General features: G+C 57.4%; 16 protein-coding genes and 1 riboswitch. Of the genes, 10 read left to right on the top strand and 6 right to left on the bottom strand.

Annotated elements, in window-relative coordinates:
* Nucleotides 1–18 precede the first annotated feature (18 nt).
* The 5 genes from N6L24_RS08390 to N6L24_RS08370 all read left to right on the top strand — a co-directional run bounded on the left by N6L24_RS08390 (nucleotide 19) and on the right by N6L24_RS08370 (nucleotide 6,256).
* Entirely contained in the window at nucleotides 19–1,293 is a 1,275-nt protein-coding gene (locus N6L24_RS08390; protein ID WP_271844225.1) for an ABC transporter substrate-binding protein, read from the top strand.
* A gap of 82 nt (nucleotides 1,294–1,375) precedes the next feature.
* Complete coding sequence (locus N6L24_RS08385; RefSeq protein ID WP_271844224.1) at nucleotides 1,376–2,986, top strand: GMC family oxidoreductase; 1,611 nt, start codon at nucleotides 1,376–1,378, stop codon at nucleotides 2,984–2,986.
* Nucleotides 2,987–3,133: 147 nt separating this feature from the next.
* Complete coding sequence (locus N6L24_RS08380; RefSeq protein WP_271844223.1) at nucleotides 3,134–3,712, top strand: tripartite tricarboxylate transporter TctB family protein; 579 nt, start codon at nucleotides 3,134–3,136, stop codon at nucleotides 3,710–3,712.
* Between the two features lies 1 nt (nucleotide 3,713).
* Nucleotides 3,714–5,234 carry a tripartite tricarboxylate transporter permease gene (locus N6L24_RS08375; RefSeq protein WP_271844222.1) on the top strand — a complete coding sequence of 507 codons (1,521 nt, stop codon included), beginning with the start codon at nucleotides 3,714–3,716 and terminating at the stop codon, nucleotides 5,232–5,234.
* A gap of 41 nt (nucleotides 5,235–5,275) precedes the next feature.
* On the top strand, nucleotides 5,276–6,256 hold the full coding sequence (locus tag N6L24_RS08370) for a Bug family tripartite tricarboxylate transporter substrate binding protein (RefSeq protein WP_271844221.1): 981 nt from the start codon (nucleotides 5,276–5,278) through the stop codon (nucleotides 6,254–6,256).
* Between the two features lie 93 nt (nucleotides 6,257–6,349).
* Here N6L24_RS08370 and N6L24_RS08365 read toward each other — a convergent pair whose 3' ends face one another.
* The 4 genes from N6L24_RS08365 to N6L24_RS08350 form a co-directional block, all read right to left on the bottom strand.
* Nucleotides 6,350–7,108 carry an amino acid ABC transporter ATP-binding protein gene (locus N6L24_RS08365; RefSeq protein ID WP_271844220.1) on the bottom strand — a complete coding sequence of 253 codons (759 nt, stop codon included), beginning with the start codon at nucleotides 7,106–7,108 and terminating at the stop codon, nucleotides 6,350–6,352.
* A gap of 10 nt (nucleotides 7,109–7,118) precedes the next feature.
* Nucleotides 7,119–7,991 carry an amino acid ABC transporter permease gene (locus N6L24_RS08360; protein ID WP_271844219.1) on the bottom strand — a complete coding sequence of 291 codons (873 nt, stop codon included), beginning with the start codon at nucleotides 7,989–7,991 and terminating at the stop codon, nucleotides 7,119–7,121.
* A 10-nt stretch (nucleotides 7,992–8,001) separates the two neighbouring features.
* Nucleotides 8,002–8,757, bottom strand: coding sequence for an amino acid ABC transporter permease (locus N6L24_RS08355; RefSeq protein ID WP_271844218.1), 756 nt, complete (start codon nucleotides 8,755–8,757; stop codon nucleotides 8,002–8,004).
* Nucleotides 8,758–8,830: 73 nt separating this feature from the next.
* Nucleotides 8,831–9,664 (bottom strand): transporter substrate-binding domain-containing protein, encoded by an 834-nt coding sequence (locus N6L24_RS08350; RefSeq protein WP_271844217.1) that lies wholly within the window; start codon nucleotides 9,662–9,664, stop codon nucleotides 8,831–8,833.
* A 196-nt stretch (nucleotides 9,665–9,860) separates the two neighbouring features.
* On the opposite strand from N6L24_RS08350, the gene N6L24_RS08345 reads away from it, so the two are divergent.
* Complete coding sequence (locus N6L24_RS08345; protein ID WP_271844216.1) at nucleotides 9,861–10,769, top strand: LysR substrate-binding domain-containing protein; 909 nt, start codon at nucleotides 9,861–9,863, stop codon at nucleotides 10,767–10,769.
* Between the two features lie 15 nt (nucleotides 10,770–10,784).
* Here N6L24_RS08345 and N6L24_RS08340 read toward each other — a convergent pair whose 3' ends face one another.
* Complete coding sequence (locus N6L24_RS08340) at nucleotides 10,785–11,678, bottom strand: LysR family transcriptional regulator (protein WP_271844215.1); 894 nt, start codon at nucleotides 11,676–11,678, stop codon at nucleotides 10,785–10,787.
* Between the two features lie 172 nt (nucleotides 11,679–11,850).
* Here N6L24_RS08340 and N6L24_RS08335 point away from each other — a divergent pair, with 172 nt between their 5' ends.
* The 3 genes from N6L24_RS08335 to N6L24_RS08325 all read left to right on the top strand — a co-directional run bounded on the left by N6L24_RS08335 (nucleotide 11,851) and on the right by N6L24_RS08325 (nucleotide 16,130).
* Nucleotides 11,851–13,251 carry an aspartate ammonia-lyase gene (locus N6L24_RS08335; protein WP_271844214.1) on the top strand — a complete coding sequence of 467 codons (1,401 nt, stop codon included), beginning with the start codon at nucleotides 11,851–11,853 and terminating at the stop codon, nucleotides 13,249–13,251.
* Nucleotides 13,244–14,695 carry an aspartate/glutamate racemase family protein gene (locus N6L24_RS08330; RefSeq protein WP_271844213.1) on the top strand — a complete coding sequence of 484 codons (1,452 nt, stop codon included), beginning with the start codon at nucleotides 13,244–13,246 and terminating at the stop codon, nucleotides 14,693–14,695. The genes N6L24_RS08335 and N6L24_RS08330 overlap by 8 nt, the downstream gene beginning before the upstream one ends.
* Before the next feature lie 136 nt (nucleotides 14,696–14,831).
* The gene (locus N6L24_RS08325; RefSeq protein ID WP_271844212.1) at nucleotides 14,832–16,130 is read left to right on the top strand and encodes a dicarboxylate/amino acid:cation symporter; all 1,299 of its coding nucleotides are present in this window, start codon (nucleotides 14,832–14,834) and stop codon (nucleotides 16,128–16,130) included.
* Nucleotides 16,131–16,193: 63 nt separating this feature from the next.
* On the opposite strand, the gene N6L24_RS08320 is transcribed toward N6L24_RS08325, so the two are convergent.
* Complete coding sequence (locus N6L24_RS08320; protein WP_271844211.1) at nucleotides 16,194–16,358, bottom strand: hypothetical protein; 165 nt, start codon at nucleotides 16,356–16,358, stop codon at nucleotides 16,194–16,196.
* Nucleotides 16,357–16,559, top strand: a riboswitch (cobalamin riboswitch). It overlaps the preceding gene by 2 nt.
* A 131-nt stretch (nucleotides 16,560–16,690) precedes the next feature.
* Between N6L24_RS08320 and N6L24_RS08315 the strand changes: the two genes are divergently transcribed.
* Nucleotides 16,691–17,476, top strand: coding sequence for a DUF4198 domain-containing protein (locus tag N6L24_RS08315; RefSeq protein WP_271844210.1), 786 nt, complete (start codon nucleotides 16,691–16,693; stop codon nucleotides 17,474–17,476).
* The last annotated feature ends 1 nt before the right edge of the window (nucleotide 17,477 follow it).

Here is a 17,477-nt window from a genome sequence, read left to right as displayed (position 1 = left end):
TGTTTCAGGGAGGAAACAATGAAATATCTCTACTCAAGCGTATTGGCTCTGACGATGGCAACAACCATCCCGCAGATGAGTGCGGCAGAGGATGTGGTCTATTCTGGGTGGCTTGGCACGTATAGCTACCTGGAGCCCGTCGCGGGCAAGATGGAAGAAAAATTCGAAGCGAACAATCCAGGGGTCGATTTCATTCGGCAGGACGTGCCGTTTGAAAAGGCGCTGGATCAGGCGACCGTGGCCCATCTGGGCGGCAATGCTTCGGATCTCATTCACCTGATTCCGGGGTGGGTGCCAGCACTGCAGGCCATTGGCGGCCTTGCCCCGCTGGATGATCTGTTCACCGACGAGGAGCTTGCGCAAATTCCGGATGCCGCGCTGGAAGCATTGCGGTTTGAGGACGGCAAGCTTTATGCGCTGCCCTGGGTGCCCGGCCCGGTCATGATGTTCTACAATCGTAACCTGCTTGAGCAGGCCGGTTTTGACCCGGACAAGCCGCCCACAACATGGGATGAGCTGAAAGAAATGATCATGGGGGTCTGTGCCCTTCCCGCCGGGGACGATGGCAAGATTTACGGGCTTGCGCTGCGCAGCTGGTCCAATCCCAACGCGGTGCAATGGTCGATTCCATGGATCTATGGCTTTGGCGGCGACGTTGTTGATGGCGATGGCAATATCAAGTTCAACACCCCAGAGACCCGCGCGGCCTATAGCTGGTTGCAGGATATCTCGACTTCGGGCTGTGCGCCGGATGGATTCTCCGTTGGCGAAACACGCAATCTGATGGCCTCGGGCAAAGCAGGCTTCATTCTGGAAGGTCCATGGGGTCGTGGTCTGTTCAACAACCTGTCCGAAAACACGATCAAGACCGGCGCTGACGGCGACATCTGGGTGGCCCCGCTGCCAAATGCCCCGGATGGCAGCCACCGCACCATCGGCAACAGCCACGTGATCGCGATTTCTTCCGCGTCAAAAAACAAGGAGCTGGCCGCGGAATTCGTCAAACTGATCCTGTTTGATCAGGACATCACCGATACCTATTTCGAGCTGAGTGACCAGGTGTCCACGCCTTCGGCGGCGCTTTTGGCGCAGGGGCCAATGGGCGCGGATGAATTCACGCAAAAATTCGTCGAAGAGCTGCAGGTCTATAACGAAAGCCCGATCAAACATCCGAAATTCTACGCGATCTTGGATCAGGTCGTCCCTGAATATCAGCGGATCTTGAAAGGGGCAGATATCGAAAGCTCGCTGGAAACTGCGGACAAGCAGATCGAGCGGCTGTTGTCTCGCTAAGACAGAGATAACGTCGAGACTGACTGAAAGGACTGTGGCGGCCTCACGACCTAGGGGCCGCCATTGCATGTGGGGGAAGCCAATGGATATCGCCAAGAGCTATGACTACATCGTCATTGGTGCCGGCGCGGCAGGCTGCGCGGCTGCGGCGCGTTTGTCAGAGGAGGCCACGCAATCCGTTTTGCTGATTGAAGCGGGCCGAGACGATCCTTGGATCTGGCTCAAGATCCCGCTTGGGATCGGCAAGGTTCTGGTCGGCAACCGGGCGCTCTGGCGCTATGAAACAGAGGCCGAGCCAGAGCTGAAGGGCCGCAAAATATTCTGGCCGCGCGGGCGTGTTTTGGGCGGAACCTCCACCGTGAATGGCATGCTTTGGGTGCGCGGCGACCCGCAGGAATACGACCATTGGGCCGAAAATGGCTGCGACGGTTGGGGCTACCAAGATTTGCTGCCCAGTTTCAAAGCGATCGAAACCACGCAGCTTGGCGCGGACGCCTACAGAGGGCGCGGCGGCCCGGTGAACGTGGTGGAATATGGACCGCAAGATGCCCTGAACCTCGCGTTTCTGCAGGCCTGCGCGCAAGCGGGTATCCCGTCAACGTCAGACTACAATGGGGCCACCTATGAAGGGGCGGCCATGTTGCAACTGAACACGCGCAAGGGTCTGCGCCATGGCGCGCGTGAAGCCTATGCACACCCTGCGTTGTCGCGCCCGAACCTGACGGTGTTGTCCGGGGCCAAAGCGCAGAAAATTTTGTTGGACGGGCGGCGCGCCACGGGCGTTCGGATCCTGGGGCCGCGCGGAGAGGTGGAATACCACGCCGACAAAGAAATCATCCTCTGTGCCGGGGCCATCGACAGCCCGAAGTTGCTGCAGCTTTCAGGCATAGGGGACCCCGATCATCTGCGCTCTGTCGGGGTGACACCGCTGCACGGGTTAAGGGGGGTGGGTCGCAACCTGCGCGACCATATCCATACGCGATTGTCCTTCCGCTGTAGTGAGCCCATCACGCTAAACGATGTGATGCGAAACCCGCTGCGGCAGGTTCTGTTTGGGGCCAGATACCTGCTGCGCCGGGATGGGTTGATGGCAAGCTCGACCTCAACGGCGCACGCGCTGATGCGCAGCGATCCCACAAAGACGCGGCCCGATGTCAAACTGCAATTGCACCCACTGACCTCCAGCGATGCGCGCAACCCCAGAAAGCTGGTTTTTGACAAGTTTCCTGGGTTTGGGATTGGCACTTTCCCGCTGCGCCCGCAGTCAACGGGCACGGTGATGATCACATCCCCCAACGCCGAGGCCGCCCCAGCGATTGCTGCAAACTACCTGTCGGCCCCCGAAGATCTGGATATTGCTGTTGCCGCTGTCAAAATGGCGCTTAGGGTGGCGCATCAACCGGCGCTGGGCGGGTTGATGGCCCAGCAGCTGCGCCCTGCGCCTTCGGCAAAGAGCGTCAAGGATCTGGAAGACTTTGTGCGCGAAACAGGCACCACCTCTTATCATCCGATCGGGACCTGCAAAATGGGGCAAGATGATCTTGCGGTCGTTGATGCGAACCTGAAAGTGCGCGGGATCGAAGGGCTGCGTGTCGCGGATGCTTCGATTTTTCCAACCATGCCCTCCTCCAATACCCACGCCCCCAGCATCTTGGTCGGGGAAGAGGTCGCCCGGCGGATACGGTCTGAATGATACCAATTAGGTATTAATCAGCTACGAAATAAATAATTCATAGCTTATTGCCGCAGGGCTAAGCTGATGTGAAGCGCGCGCGGGCCCCTCATTCTTTGTGGTGTCCAGGCAATCTGTCGGCGCGGCAAAGGTTGGAGGAAATGCTGAATGCCCAGCGACGGTGCGCCCCAGGACAAGATCTTCGCTTTGAGTGATGCGCAGAAAGACCTGCTGACCGCGCTTTGTATTTTGGTATTTGCCCTCGGCGGTTTCTTCTTCATCAACTCAGAAGGGGCCTCCGTCTATCCGGGGGATGGGGGGCTGACATGGCGTACCTTGCCCTTCATTTATTCGGGGCTTCTGACGGGCTTGTCTTTGATTTACCTCACGCAATCCTTTCACAAGATGCGCGCAGAGGATGCTGGGGCACCGAAGGCGCGCGACGCGGCAGAAGAGCGGACCGAACGCATTGTATGGGTGCGACGCATCGGCAGTCTTCTGCTATTGCTGGCCTTTGCCATGACGTTGAAAGTCTTTGGCTTTGCCACCGTGGTGCCGATTTTCTTGTTCTTGTTGTTCCGCCTCTATCAGCGCGGGCGATGGCAAACCGATTTGATGCTCTCTATTGGCGGCGGCTTTCTGCTTTGGGTGCTTTTTGTGCCGGTTCTGAAAATGAACCTCAAGGGCGGGGCGCTAGATGTCCTCACGCCCATTCTCTTGAAGGCTTTGAAAGCGGTGGGATTGTAAGATGTTGGAAGGTCTTGCCAGCGGATTTATCGAGATGGGCAGCTTCACAAACCTGCTGCTGATCTTTCTGGGGACGGCACTGGGGGTTTTGGTCGGGGCCTTGCCGGGCCTGTCCTCGCCCATGGCTATCATTGTGCTGTTGCCGATCACCTTCACGATGGAAACCCTGCCCGCCTTTGCCCTGATGGTTGGGATCTACGTGGGCACCAAACTGGGCGGGTCGTTTTCGGCCATTTTGTTACGCACACCAGGCACGCCAGCGTCGGCCTGCACGGCATTGGATGGCTATCCGATGGCGATGCGGGGCGAAGCGGGGCTGGCGCTGGGATACGCCACCATGTCCTCCACAGTGGGTGGCGTATTAGGTTGGGTTGGCGCGGTTATGGCTATTCCCGTTATTGCGGGCATCGCCTTATATTCCGCGCCACCCGACATTGCCTTGATCGGGATCGCCGGCCTTGTGATGGTCGCGGCATTTGCCCGCGGCTCCATTATCAAAGGCCTGTCGGGGGTCTTGATCGGACTGATGATTTCCTCTGTGGGTCTGGACGGCCAAGATGCGGTGATGCGCTATACCTTTGGGCTGACCGATTTTGAAAGCGGCATTCCCTTTGCGGCGATCCTGGTGGGAGTCTTTGGGTTTGCCGTGGTCTTTGCGGATATCGAGATGACCGTGAAGGGCAGCGAGCTGCTGACCAAAGACGTGAACCTGAAAGTGCCGCATGTCTTTGACCTGTTGAAGCGCTGGCGGGCATGGTCCACCGGCACGCTCTATGGGCTGGTCATCGGGGCAATTCCGGGCGTGGGTGCGGATGGCTCCACCTGGCTGTCCTATGCCACCGTCAAGAACCGCTCCAAATCGCCGCCGCCCGAGGCCTTTGGCACCGGCGTCCCCGAGGGGATTATCACGCCGGAATCCTCCAATAATGCGACGACGGGCGGGGCGCTGATCCCCATGCTGACCCTCGGCATTCCGGGGGATGGCTCCACCGCCATTATGCTGGGCGCCATGGTCATGCACGGGTTGACGCCCGGTGTCGGCCTGATGCGCGACGATCCTGACATCGTGTTCGGCCTGCTGGCCGCGCTGCTGATCGCAACCATTTTCATGTTCTTCATTGCCATGGGCGCAATCCGTGGGTTCATCTTTGTCTTGCAACGCGAGCGCAGTGTGCTCTTCCCCTTTATTCTGGTCTTTGCCTCGGTCGGGGCCTTTGCCAGCAGCAATACATTGTTCCCGGTCTATGTGGCCATCGCCATGGGCGTGGTTGGGTTTTTGCTGGAACGGCGGGGCTTTCCGGTTGTGACCATCGTTTTGGGCGCGATCCTCGGGCCGATCATCGAATATAACGTGCGGCTTGGGCTGGCCCTGTCCGGCGGGGAGTGGTCGACATTTGTCGGCACCTGGCCCCGCGTTGCGCTTGTTGCGCTCGTCGCGCTCTTACTTTTCGGAGAAGTGAAAAATGCGATCCGTGCTGGACGCAATCCTTCGAAACTGGCGACACCATCCACGTCCGAATAATGGATGGCCCACTGAATTTGCATTCTCTAAGGGAGGGAAAAATGAACCGTAGAACCTTGACCAAACTTCTCGCAGGCGCGAGCACAGCGTTGGCCGTGATGGCCGGCGGCATTGCCAGCGCGCAGGATTTTCCATCAGAAACCATCCGCCTGATCGTGCCCTATAGCCCGGGTGGCGGCACCGACAGTATCGGACGCGCCTTTGCGCTGGCCCTGGAGGAGGTGTCCGGCCAAGCGGTTGTGGTCGAAAATATCTCAGGCTCCGCCGGGATCAACGGCATGCTGGCTTTGGCGAAATCCGAGCCCAATGGCTATACCATTGCGCTGAACGGCACCTCGGATGTGACCGCGCCCATCGCCTTCCGCGAACAAGCGCCTTATGAAATCGGTGACTTTGCCTGCGCCGGGGCGATTTTCAACACACCTGTCTGGGTGCTTGCGCATAGCGACAATGGCTATGGGTCGCTGGATGATTTTCTGGAAGATGCGCGGGCCAATCCCGGTGAGCGGATCATGGGCATCACCGGCAAGGTCAGTGCCACGGATTTTGTGGCCTCCACGATCAAGGGGACATCCGGGCTGGATTTCAAAGTGGTCTCTTTTGGCGGCGGCGGGCCGCTGAAGAAAGCGATCATTGCCAATCAGGTGGATGCGGGTGTGATCATCTCGCCTGTGCTGCTGCCGGAAGTCAAAGAAGGCACGCTGACCGCATTGGCAGGCGCGGGTGACATGAGTGGGATCAATCACGATGCCTCCAAATCCTTGGGACATATTCGCGACTCTGGCGCCGATATTGATGTTGCGCTGGTGCGCGGGATCTGGATGCCAGCAGGGGTTGATCCGGCCGTTCAGGCCAAGATGGAATCCCTCGTGAGCGAGGCCATCGCAACAGATACTTTCAAGTCGTTTGCAAGCAACTTTGGCTTTGCACCCTATTCTGAAAGTGGCGCAGACTTCTGCGGGCGTCTGGATCAGGAAGTGACGGATCTTCAGACGGTACTGAGCCGGTATCTGGAAAAATAGTCCTGACCCCTTTGGAACCGGAAGGGCAATACGCGAAAGAGCGATCAGAAGCTGATCGCTCTTTTGCTGTTTGGGGCCAATGGGCGCAGCGCCCTATAGGATCTGGCTGAGGAACAGTTTGGTCCGTTCATCCTTTGCGCTGTCAAAGAAGGTGTTTGGCGGGCCGTGCTCGACGATCACCCCCCTGTCGGTGAAATAGATATGGTCGGCCACTTCGCGCGCAAACCCCATTTCGTGGGTGACAAGGATACAGGTCATGCCGTCTTCGGCGAGATCTTTGATTGTGACCAGAACCTCTTTGACCGTCTCCGGGTCAAGCGCCGCCGTGACCTCGTCAAACAGCATGATGTCAGGGCGCATCGCCAGCGAGCGCGCGATGGCAACGCGCTGTTGCTGGCCCCCGGAAAGTTCGCCCGGATAGGCATCTTCCTTGCCGCCCAGGCGGACCTTTTTCACCAGGGAACGCGCACGTTCTTCGACCTCGGCTTTGTTTTCTTTCAGAACCAGAACCGGGGCCATCATGATATTTTGCAAGACGGTCTTGTGAGGGAAAAGATTGTATTGCTGAAACACCATGCCGACTTTCTTGCGCAGCTCAAGCTTATCAAGGTCGGGGTCATGGACCTCTTGACCCTCGACCTTGATAGAGCCGCCCTGAATGTCGTTCAGCGCGTTGATGCATCGGATAAGCGTGGATTTCCCGGACCCTGACGGGCCGATGATGCAGATCACCTCACCCTTTTGGATGTCCATGTCGATTCCCTTGAGAACCTGAAAATCACCAAAGGATTTCTGCACGTTCTTGATCGACACAATGGGTTGGTCGGGGGTCCATGTGGAATTGGCAGTCATAAATGCCTCCTTACAGTTTAACCGCAAAACGGCGCTCAAGCCGTAGGGTTAGGCGGGCAATTGGGTAGCAGTAGATAAAGAAGAGGATCAGAACAAAGCCGTAGAAAGGGGCCAGCAATTCCGGCAGGTTGTCTTCGGCTTCGATGGCCTGACGGGTCAGGTTGACGACCTCTTCCACACCAAGGATCGAGACCAGCGGGGTGGCCATAGTCAGAATGGCATACCAGTTCATCCACGGCGGGATCATGCGTTTGAAACACTGTGGCAGGATGATCCGCCACATGGCTTGACGGCGTGTCATGGCAAGGCTTTCAGCGGCTTCCCACTGTGTTGTCGGCACAGAAGCCACCGCCCCGCGCACGATCTCAGAGATATTGGCGATGATCGGCAGCGACAGGCCGATCACAGCCTTGATCCAGGCCGGGAAGAAGAATGTATTGCCAAAGATCGTGAGCTCAAACGGCAGCGCCAGCATCACAATGAACAGCAGCACCAGCCAGGGAGAGTTGCGGAACAACTGCGTGATCCCCCAACAGAGCCAGCGCAATGGTTTGACATGGGAAATTTGCCCCAGACCGATGGCCAGCCCCCCCAATGTCCCAAGCAAAAGACAGAGGAAGGAAATCAGGATGTTGAACAGAAAGCCCTTGGTGATCAGAAACGGGGCCCACCGCCACAGCGCCCCAATCGGGTCTACGCCGGTTGCGGTTTGCGCATAGACGATCTGCGGCCAGATCGCGGCCACAGCCAAAGCGGCAAAGGGCGTCCAGACAGGCAGCGACCCCAGAGACCGCGACAGGGTCATCGGATCGTATGACATGCGGCGTGTGGTATCGATGGGCTTGAGAACCGCAAACCTGTTTTGGTTTGAATGCGTTGTCATCAGATATCTCCTATTTGCCATAGCCCGGGATGCGCAGGGCGCGTTCCCAACGGGACATGCCAAACACCAGAATGCCGACCATGCCGATATAGACCACAAACATCAGCAGCATCGCGGGATACTGCGCAGAGGGGTAGTCGTTCCAGATGGTGACACATTGATACAGCAGCTCCGGTACGGCGATGGCAAAGGCCTGTGTTGTGGTCTTGACCAGGTTCACCAAATTGTTGTTGAGCGCCGGCAATGACACCCGGAGCGCCAGGGGCAGAACCACGTAGCGGTAGGTCTGCAGCCGCGACATGCCCAGCGATTCAGAGGCCTCTTGGGTAGAATGCGGGACCGCTTCGATGCCGGCGCGAAAGATTTCGACATTGAAGGCACCGGCAAAGAACGACAGCGAGATGATTGCCCAGCCCACATTCGAAATGATCGGGACTTCGAGCCAGCCATCAGGGCTGTAGGTGGGGGTGAAGGCCCCAAGCGCGAAATAGAAAAACAACAGCTGCACAAAGGGCGGCGTGTTGCGGAAAAGTTGGATGTAGCCCTGAACGACCGCACGCGCGATCCTTTGGTTGGACCCTTGCAGCCAGGCCCCGATCACGCCGATGATCACGCTGAAAATAACGCAGGCGATCGACAGCCAAACCGTGTATTTGAGGCCGGTCCAGATTTTGCCAGCCTGTTTTTCCTCATAGAAGAAGATGAAATTCCAACGGGGATTTTCTTGGGCAAACTGCTGAAAGAAATCAGCGAAGCTTTCAAGCATAGGGAGGCTCCCTAAAAATGGGCCCAACAGTGGAAAGGGTAAGAGCTGCCGGGCCCAAGGTTACAGGGAGGTTTTATTCAGCGAGCCAGTCTTTAAAGCGCTCGTTCTCACGCTGCAGGTATGCGGTGGCTTGGATGCCCCACTTTTCTTCCAGCGCAATCAAATCGCCGGATTGGTGCCAGTTGTACTGCATGCCGGACATGAAGCGGCCAAAGACGCAGTTGCGTTCTGCAATCGGCACAGCCAGGCCCCATGGGTTGTCGTCCTCAGAGGTCAACGGCATTTCAAAATCGTCAAAGTTGCCAGAGGCCAGATCCGCTGCGATGACGCTGTCGTCATAGACCCAAGCGATACATTTGCGGTCCCGCAGTGCTTGCTTTGCTTCGGCGTTGCCGGTGAAAGCCACGATCTGCGCGCCATAGCGGTCTTCGATAATTTGGTTGTAGAACGCGCCTTGCTTGCCGCAGACGGGTTTGCCTTCCAGGTCCGACCATTCATCGATGCCCAATGCTTTTGGGGCCATGATGTTGGTGCCGGAAGAATAATAGTTCGGGCCGACCACGCCGACGATTTCGCGGCGGTCCGTGCGATCAGACATGGTGGCAATCATCAGGTCGATGCGGCCGCCTTCCAGAAACTGCATGCGGTTGGACGATTGCACGCCGACCAGTTCCAGCTCCACGCCCAGGGTGTCGGCAACCTCTTTGGCCATGTCCGCTTCCATGCCGATCAAATCGCCGTTCTCACCGCGGAAACCCCAAGGTTTGGTATCGGCTTTCACGCCAACAACAATCGTGCCGCGTTCCTGGATCTTGTTCCAGGTTTCGTTGGTGCATTGTTCCGCAACGGCGGCAACGGTCGAACCGAGCAAGGAAGCGATGGTCAATGCTGCAGTGGTCTTTTTCATTTGGGTCTCCTTGTTGGATGTGAGACTGCGTCTCGCTTATTGGCCGCTGGCACCTGCCAAGGGCGTTTGATGGGACCTAGGGTGGGAGAGGAGTCGCAAAAAAAGCTAACGTAATTTTTGCAAGCGCATTGCAAAATTTGCAACGCACAACGCATTTTCAGCCGCTACAGCTATAGGGGTAGATAGGAGTTTGATTATGGAATTAGCTTGGCTTGAAGATTTTTTGGCGCTGTCCTCGACCGGCGTATTCGCCAAAGCGGCCGATGCCAGAAACATAAGCCAGTCTGCTTTTACACGTAGAATCAAGAATTTAGAGCATTGGGTTGGGACACCGCTGTTTGACCGCAGCGTCCATCCCGTCTGCCTGACCCCATCGGGCGAGGCGTTCAAGCGCACAGCCTACGAATCCGTCAAGGCGCTGCGCGAGGCGCGCCAGGACCTGATCCAACTTTCGCGTCGCGAAGGTGAGTTGCTTAATTTTGTAGCACTTCACACGCTTGCAATCTCATTTATCCCGTCATGGTTGAAAGATGTTTCCAGCTTCATGGGGCCGTTCAATTCCCGGTTCGGTGTTGAAAATTTCTCTGACTGTGTCGAGGCGTTGATCGCGGGGACGACGGATTTCATGCTGTGTTATGATCACCCGTCGGTGCCGACCATGACAAATGATGCGCGGTATCCCTGGATCAAAATTGCACAAGATCGCTTGGTGGCGGTGTCCGGTGTTGATGCAGAGGGCGCTCCGATCTACCGGCTTGATACCCAGGGCACCGTCCCCTTCATCGCCTATTCGCATGAAAGTTTTCTGGGCCGCATGAGCGATATCGCGATCAGCCGTGCAGGCATCGCCCCGCAGCTGGAAAAACGCATGGAAAATTCGGTGGCAGAGGCCCAGAAGGCCGCCTGCGTCGAGGGGCTGGGTGTCGCTTGGTTGCCAGAGGCCACCGTCAAACAATCGCTTGCGCAGGGCGATCTGGTCCGGATCAGCGATGCGGAGTCCGAACAGAGCATGTCGATCAAACTCTATCGCAATATCGAGAAAAGCCGCGCCCCGGTGGAGCGGTTCTGGACCCTTGTCGGAAGCGCCGGCATGCAACGTCACTAGCGCTGTCGATGGGTGTCAGGACTTCTGCGCCAGCATCCAGAACCGTTCCAACTGCGGGCGCGACCTGTCGATGGAGCGATAAAGCTTGATATCAATACCCAGCTCAAAACTCGGCTGACTGATTTTTTTGAGCAGCCCCAGCTCAATTTCGCGTTCTGCAGCCTGTGCAGGCAGGAAGGCCACGCCGTGCCCTTCAAGGCAGGCCGACTTGAGCGCTTCGGACATCGAATTTTCATAGGTCGATTTGAGCCGGCCAAGAAACTTGCCGCGTTCCATGCACACGGTGCTGATGCGCCCTAAAAACGTGTCGGGCGGATAGGACAGATACGGCAGGGGCTCTTGCTGCTCAAAATGGAACTTTGGGTTGCCGTGGCGGTCCACGCCGCTGACAGCAATCATAGTGTCCCTGGCAATGGTCGTAGAGGGATAGCGATGTTCGTCTGAAATCGAGATCACCGAGGGATGATGATAGCACATCATGAAATCCGCACTGCCGCTCAGGATCGCTTCGGCGCAGCCGGAAAAGTTTTCGGCGAACAGCCGTGTTTTCACCGGGCCGGTATTGGCGACCATTCCGGTCAACCAGGACGGAAAAAAGGAAATCGCCAGCGTGTGCAGCGCGACAAAATCAAGCGCTTCGGCCTCGCGGAACGACAAATCGCGAATGTCTTCTTTCGTCAGTGTCAGCGCTTTGATCGTTTCAACGGCGGTGGGTTTGAAGGCCTTGCCAGCCGGGGTCAATTCGACCGGATGCACGCTGCGGTCAAAGAGGGGCGTGCCAGCCCAATTCTCAAGGTTCTTGATGCGGCGGGTAAAAGCGGATTGGCTGATGTTGCGCGCATCGGCGGCCCGCGCAAAAACCCCCGCCGACGACAGTGCCATGAAATCTTCCAGCCAATCCAATTCCATGTCATTCTCCGCTGTGTGCTTTGCTCAGATTGCACGGGTATTGCGAAATTCGCAATCCTGTTGCGTCACTTGTCATGGAGCCGCGGTGCCAAGCTGACTACTCTACCGGCATCCAACCTCCACCGCCCCTGCGTACGGCGCGCGCCATAGGGCGACGAAAAAGGCATTGCATATGACCGGCACCCGCACAGAAACCGACAGCCTGGGCACCATCGACATTCCGCCGAATGCCGCCTGGGGCACGCAAACGCAGCGTGCCATTGACAATTTTCCGATCACAGGCGTTTCCATCAGCCATTATCCAGAGCTGGTCGTTGGGCTCGCGCAGGTCAAAAAAGCCTGCGCACTCGCGAACAATGAGCTCAATGGTCTGCCAGACAAAAAGGCTGAGACCATTATCGCCGTTTGTGATGAAATAATAGGCGGTGCGCATCACGAGCAATTTGTCGTGGATGTCATGCAGGGCGGCGCGGGCACCTCAACCAACATGAATGCCAATGAGGTGATCGCAAACCTGTGCCTCTCTAAGCTGGGCCATGGTTTTGGGGACTATGCGCATCTGCATCCCAATGATGACGTCAATCGCGCTCAATCCACCAATGATGTTTACCCGACCGCCATCCGTCTGGCGGTGCTGGCGCGGATCAAGCCTCTGATCGACATCATGCATGGGCTGACAAGCAGCTTTGATGCCAAGGGCGCGGCGTTTGATCACATTACCAAGGTTGGGCGCACCCAATTGCAGGATGCTGTGCCGATGTCGCTGGGCGCAGAGTTTCGCGGCTTTGCCACCACGATCCGTGAAGATATTCAGCGCCTCAGCGATCTGTCGCAGCTTTTGACCGAAGTGAACCTAGGCGGCACGGCGATTGGCACCCGGATCAATGCGCCGGCCAACTTCGGTGAAACCGCGGTGGCGCATCTGCGGCGCATCACGGGGGAGCCGCTGGGCGTTGCCTCTGACCTGATCGAAGCCTCTTCCGACCTAGGGGCGTTTGTCATGTTTTCCAGCGCGCTAAAGCGGGTTGCGATCAAACTGTCCAAGATCTGCAATGACCTGCGCCTGATGTCCTCAGGCCCGCGCGCCGGTATTGGCGAGATTATGCTGCCACCGGTTCAGGCGGGCTCTTCGATCATGCCGGGCAAAGTGAACCCGGTGATCCCCGAGGTTGTGAACCAAGTCTGCTATCAGGCGATCGGCAATGATCTCACCGTCACCATGGCAGCCGAGGCCGGGCAATTTCAGCTTAACGCGATGGAACCTGTGATCATTCACAAGGTGCTGGAAACCATGGGCAGTTTGACCAACGCGATGACCGTGCTGCGCACGCGCTGTGTCGACGGGATCGTCGCGGATGAGGCGCGCTGCAAGAGCCTTTTGGAAAATAGCCTTGTCCATGTCACGAGCCTGGCGCCAGTAATCGGCTATGAGGCGGCGACAAAATTGGCCAAATATGCACAGGCCCATGGGCTCAGTCTGGTAGCGGCGGCGGACAGCGCCCTTGCAGAGGTCGATGCACAGCGGGCCAAAGATCAATTGACCAAACTGACAGAAGGGTCTGCCCATGGCTGATCTCAAACCTTTGCGTCTGGGCATTGTCGGTGGCCTTGGGGCCGTGGCGGGGGCAGATCTGCTTTACCGGATTGTCAAATCCACTCCGGTGCGTTCCGAAGGCGATCACCGTGAGTTGGTGTTCGAACAGAAACCGATGCGCGAGCCAAGCGCGCCGATGGACCGGGATTACAGCCCGACGCACCGCAAGTTTTACGTGTTTGACACGCTCTCGCACCTAGAGGCCGAAGGTTGCGGCGCGGCGATCTTGCCCTGTTTTGTCACCCATAGTTTCTTGGGCGAGCTGCAGGACGAGCTGAAGATCAAGCTGATCAGCATGACCGACGCCATCAAGGATGCGGTGCTTGCGATGGACAACCCGCCGCAGACGGTGGGCGTGATCACAACGCCATATGTGCGCCATTCGGGCCTGTTTGACAGCCTGTTTGGCACCGGCATTCGCGTTGTCTATCCGAGCCTTGCGGCAGAAACGGCTGTCATGCAGTCGATCTATGGGCCGAACGGCTTCAAATCCGGCAACTACGGGGATCAAATCATTCAGCCGATCAATGCGGCGCTGGAGGATTTGCAAGGGCAGGGGGTTGATCTTTTTGTGCCGGGGTTGACGGAAATTCCCATTCTTCTGGATCAACTCGCCGTGCCAACCGGCATGGCGGCGCTGAACACGGCAGAGGTCTATGCCCAGCACGCATTGAAAGCGACCGCGACGGACCGTCAGCGGCGGTTTAAGGTTGGCGTTGTCGGCGGCGTTGGCCCGGCGGCCACGGTTGATTTCATGTCGAAACTCGTGGGCGGGACCGAGGCGGCGCGTGATCAGGACCACATCAAGGTGTTGGTTGAGCAAAACCCGCAGATCCCAGATCGCACCGAAAATTTGGTTGCCGATGGCATTGACCCGACCGTTGCGCTTTATTCGACCTGCAAGAAGCTAGAGCGCGGCGGCGCAGATATCATCGCGATCCCCTGCAACACTGCCCATGCCTATGTGGATCGCATTCAGCGGCACCTGGATATTCCCATCGTCAGTATCCTGTCGTCGACCACGGACTTCATCCGCGCGACCTCGCCCGAGACCCGCAAAGTCGGCATTCTGGCGACAAATGGCACGATACAAAGCGGGCTCTACCAAGAGGCGCTCCGGCAGGCTGACCTGGATTTCATCATACCTGATGAGACGCACCAAGCGCTTGTCATGCAGTCGATCTATGGGCCCGAGGGGGTCAAAGCAGGGGTCGTTGACGGGCTGTGCAAAGCGCAGATCGCGCAGGCATTTGCGCATCTGGTGGCACGCGGGGCCGAGGCCGTGATTCTCGGCTGCACCGAATTGCCACTGATCGTGACCGAAGAGGCCGCAGAGCTGGGGGCGATCCCGGTGGACCCGACAAAGGTGCTTGCTGAAAAATGTGTCAGTCTTGCGCAATCGGCAACGAAAGCGGCAGTTTGAGAACGATCACGCCATTGCAAACGCCTGATTGCAAAATTTGCAATGCCGTTTCGACATTCGCATGGCGGCTTTGCGCTGACCGGTGCTAAAAATCACATAATTGGGTTCACCCCTTGTCAACAGGAAAGGAAATACTATGGCTTCGGCTCAACAAAAATCGGGTTTTCTCGCCCCATGGCGGAATTTGCTGCTGTGGCAGCAGATTGTTATCGCTCTGGTGCTGGGTGTCATCACAGGTGCCATTCTAAACGTCACGGGCAATGAATCCGCTGCCGTTTCCATCAAGTATATCGGCACTATCTTCCTGTCGCTGATCAAAATGCTGATCGTGCCGCTGATCTTTGTCTCGCTGGTTTGCGGTATGACCTCTGTCAGCGACATGGCGCGCATGGGGCGGATCGGTTTTAAAGCGGTTCTCTTTTATCTGGGCACAACCGCCTTTGCGATCACCATTGGTCTTATCCTGGGGACGCTGTTTCAGCCCGGCGCAGGCATTGACCTTGGCACCGCATCCGCGATGGAGGCAAAATCAGCTCCGCCCTTCATTCAGCAGTTGATTGCCATTGTTCCAAAGAACCCGATTGCCGCGGCCGCTGACGGGAATGTTCTGCAGATTATTTTCTTTGCCATCATGTTTGGCCTGTCCATCAACCTCGTGGGCGATGCTGCCAAACCTGTGCGTGACTTCTTTGAATCCCTGAACAGCGTCATTCTGAAACTGACCGAGATCGTCATTTCCTTCGCGCCATATGGTGTGTTCGCGCTGATGGCCTGGGTGGCCGGGACCTATGGTCTGGATCTGCTGCTGCCGTTGGGCACGATTATTGTCGCGCTGTATCTTGGCTGTATTCTGCATGCGATCTTTGTCTATGGCACACTGGTTTCCGTGGTCGGCCGTTTGAACCCTGTGCGGTTCTTCCAAGGCATTATTGAACCGCAAATCGTGGCCTTCACCAGCACGTCAAGCTCCGGCACGCTGCCAGTGACCATGACAGCGGTACAAAAGAACCTTGGCGTGAACCGTTCGGTCGCAAGTTTCACCCTGCCATTGGGCGCCACCATCAATATGGACGGCACCGCGATGTACCAAGGTGTGGCTGCACTGTTTGTTGCACAGGCCTTTGGTGTTGATCTCGGCGTGTCGGAGTACATCACCATCATCCTGACCGCGACCCTGGCGTCCATCGGCACTGCCGGCGTACCTGGCGCGGGTCTGGTGATGCTGTCTCTGGTGCTGACCTCGGTGGGTCTGCCGCTGGAAGGTGTCGCGATTATCGCCGGTATCGACCGCATTCTGGACATGGCACGGACGTCGCTGAACGTGACAGGCGATGCCGCCTGTACGGTCCTGATCGCGAAGTCCGAAGATCAACTTGATCTGGAGGCGTACAACACGCCACACGTGCTGGAAACGCCTGAAATCACGCGCGCGTAACAAACCCCAGCGTGAAACAAATATGTGGTGCCCCTGACCGGGGGCACCATTTTTTATGTCGCGTTATCTGGCTACGTCGATCACCTGTTGCGCGCCATCGCCGCGGCCAAAATGACAATGGGCACAGCCTGCTTTATGCAGCGCATCTGCTAAATGTGCGCTCGGCCCGGCGATATTTCGCAGCGTTGAAACAGTAATTTGTTGACCGACTCTCCAATGATCTGGCATGACACCCCTCATATCCGGTTCTGAAGCGTGCTTCAGAAGCAATAGGGAATGCCGTGCGGCGATGCATATCGCCAAATCTGCAACTGCCCCCGCAACTGTAAGCGGCGAACACGGCTGATATTGCCACTGGGATGTCCCGGGAAGGCCAGTTCTGTGTAGTGACCCGCAAGTCAGGAAACCTGCCGGATGTGCACCCTCGGAAGGGGTGTTGTTCATCGGCGTCGGGGCGTGCGCCGGATCCTCTTGCCTGACAGTGGCAACTGGTTCTGTGTGCCTTGACGCGAATTGCAAAACTGCATCGGGGAAGGTGCAAGGTGATAAGGACCAAATTCATGAAAAACCTGCTGGTTTCAGCAGCCGTGGCGATTGCCATGCCAATGCTCGCAAGCGCCCATTTTCTTATGGAATATACCGAGGACACAGTGATCGAGCGTCCGGGGGATGTCCCGGTCAAACTGGTGTTCTGGCATCCGCATGAGGCCGGTCATGTGATGACGCTTGAGCGACCGGAAGCCTTCTTTGTGATCCACAATGGTGCCAAGACCGACCTGATGGAGACCTTGCAAGAAACCACTTTTGACGGGCCGAGCAATAGCGCCAAGGCCTTTATCGGCGCAGTGCCGGTCAAACGGTCTGGCGATTATGTCGTGGTGACAGTGCCCGCGCCCTATTACGAAGACTCCGAAGATATCTACATCCAGCAGATCACCAAGACCTACCTTAATCGCAACGGTCTGCCGACGGATTGGGATCAGCCGCAAGGGCTCGCCACAGAAATTCTGCCGCTGAACAAGCCTTATAACGTGATCGCAGGGTCCAGCTTTACGGGCCGCGTGCTGAGCGACGGCAAACCGGTCGCCGGTGCGGAAATCGAAATCGAATATATGGCGGCGGAACCTGACCTGCCCGGCACCGGGGCCAAACCGGCCACCGTTTCGCCAATGCCCGGCGGGGCCATCGTCGCGATTTCTGATGACAACGGCTATTTCTCTTTCGGCGTGCCCAAAGCCGGGTACTGGGGGTTTGCCGCGCTGGGCGTTGGCCCTGCGACAGAACACAATGGCAAAGAGCTGAGCCAGGATGCGGTCATTTGGATCCGCGCCTGGGATCTGGAGTAGA

Origin of the sequence: Cognatishimia sp. SS12 (assembly GCF_028369055.1) — a bacterium.
Classification (GTDB): Bacteria; Pseudomonadota; Alphaproteobacteria; order Rhodobacterales; family Rhodobacteraceae; genus Cognatishimia.
This window is presented reverse-complemented; position numbering and strand designations above follow the sequence as displayed.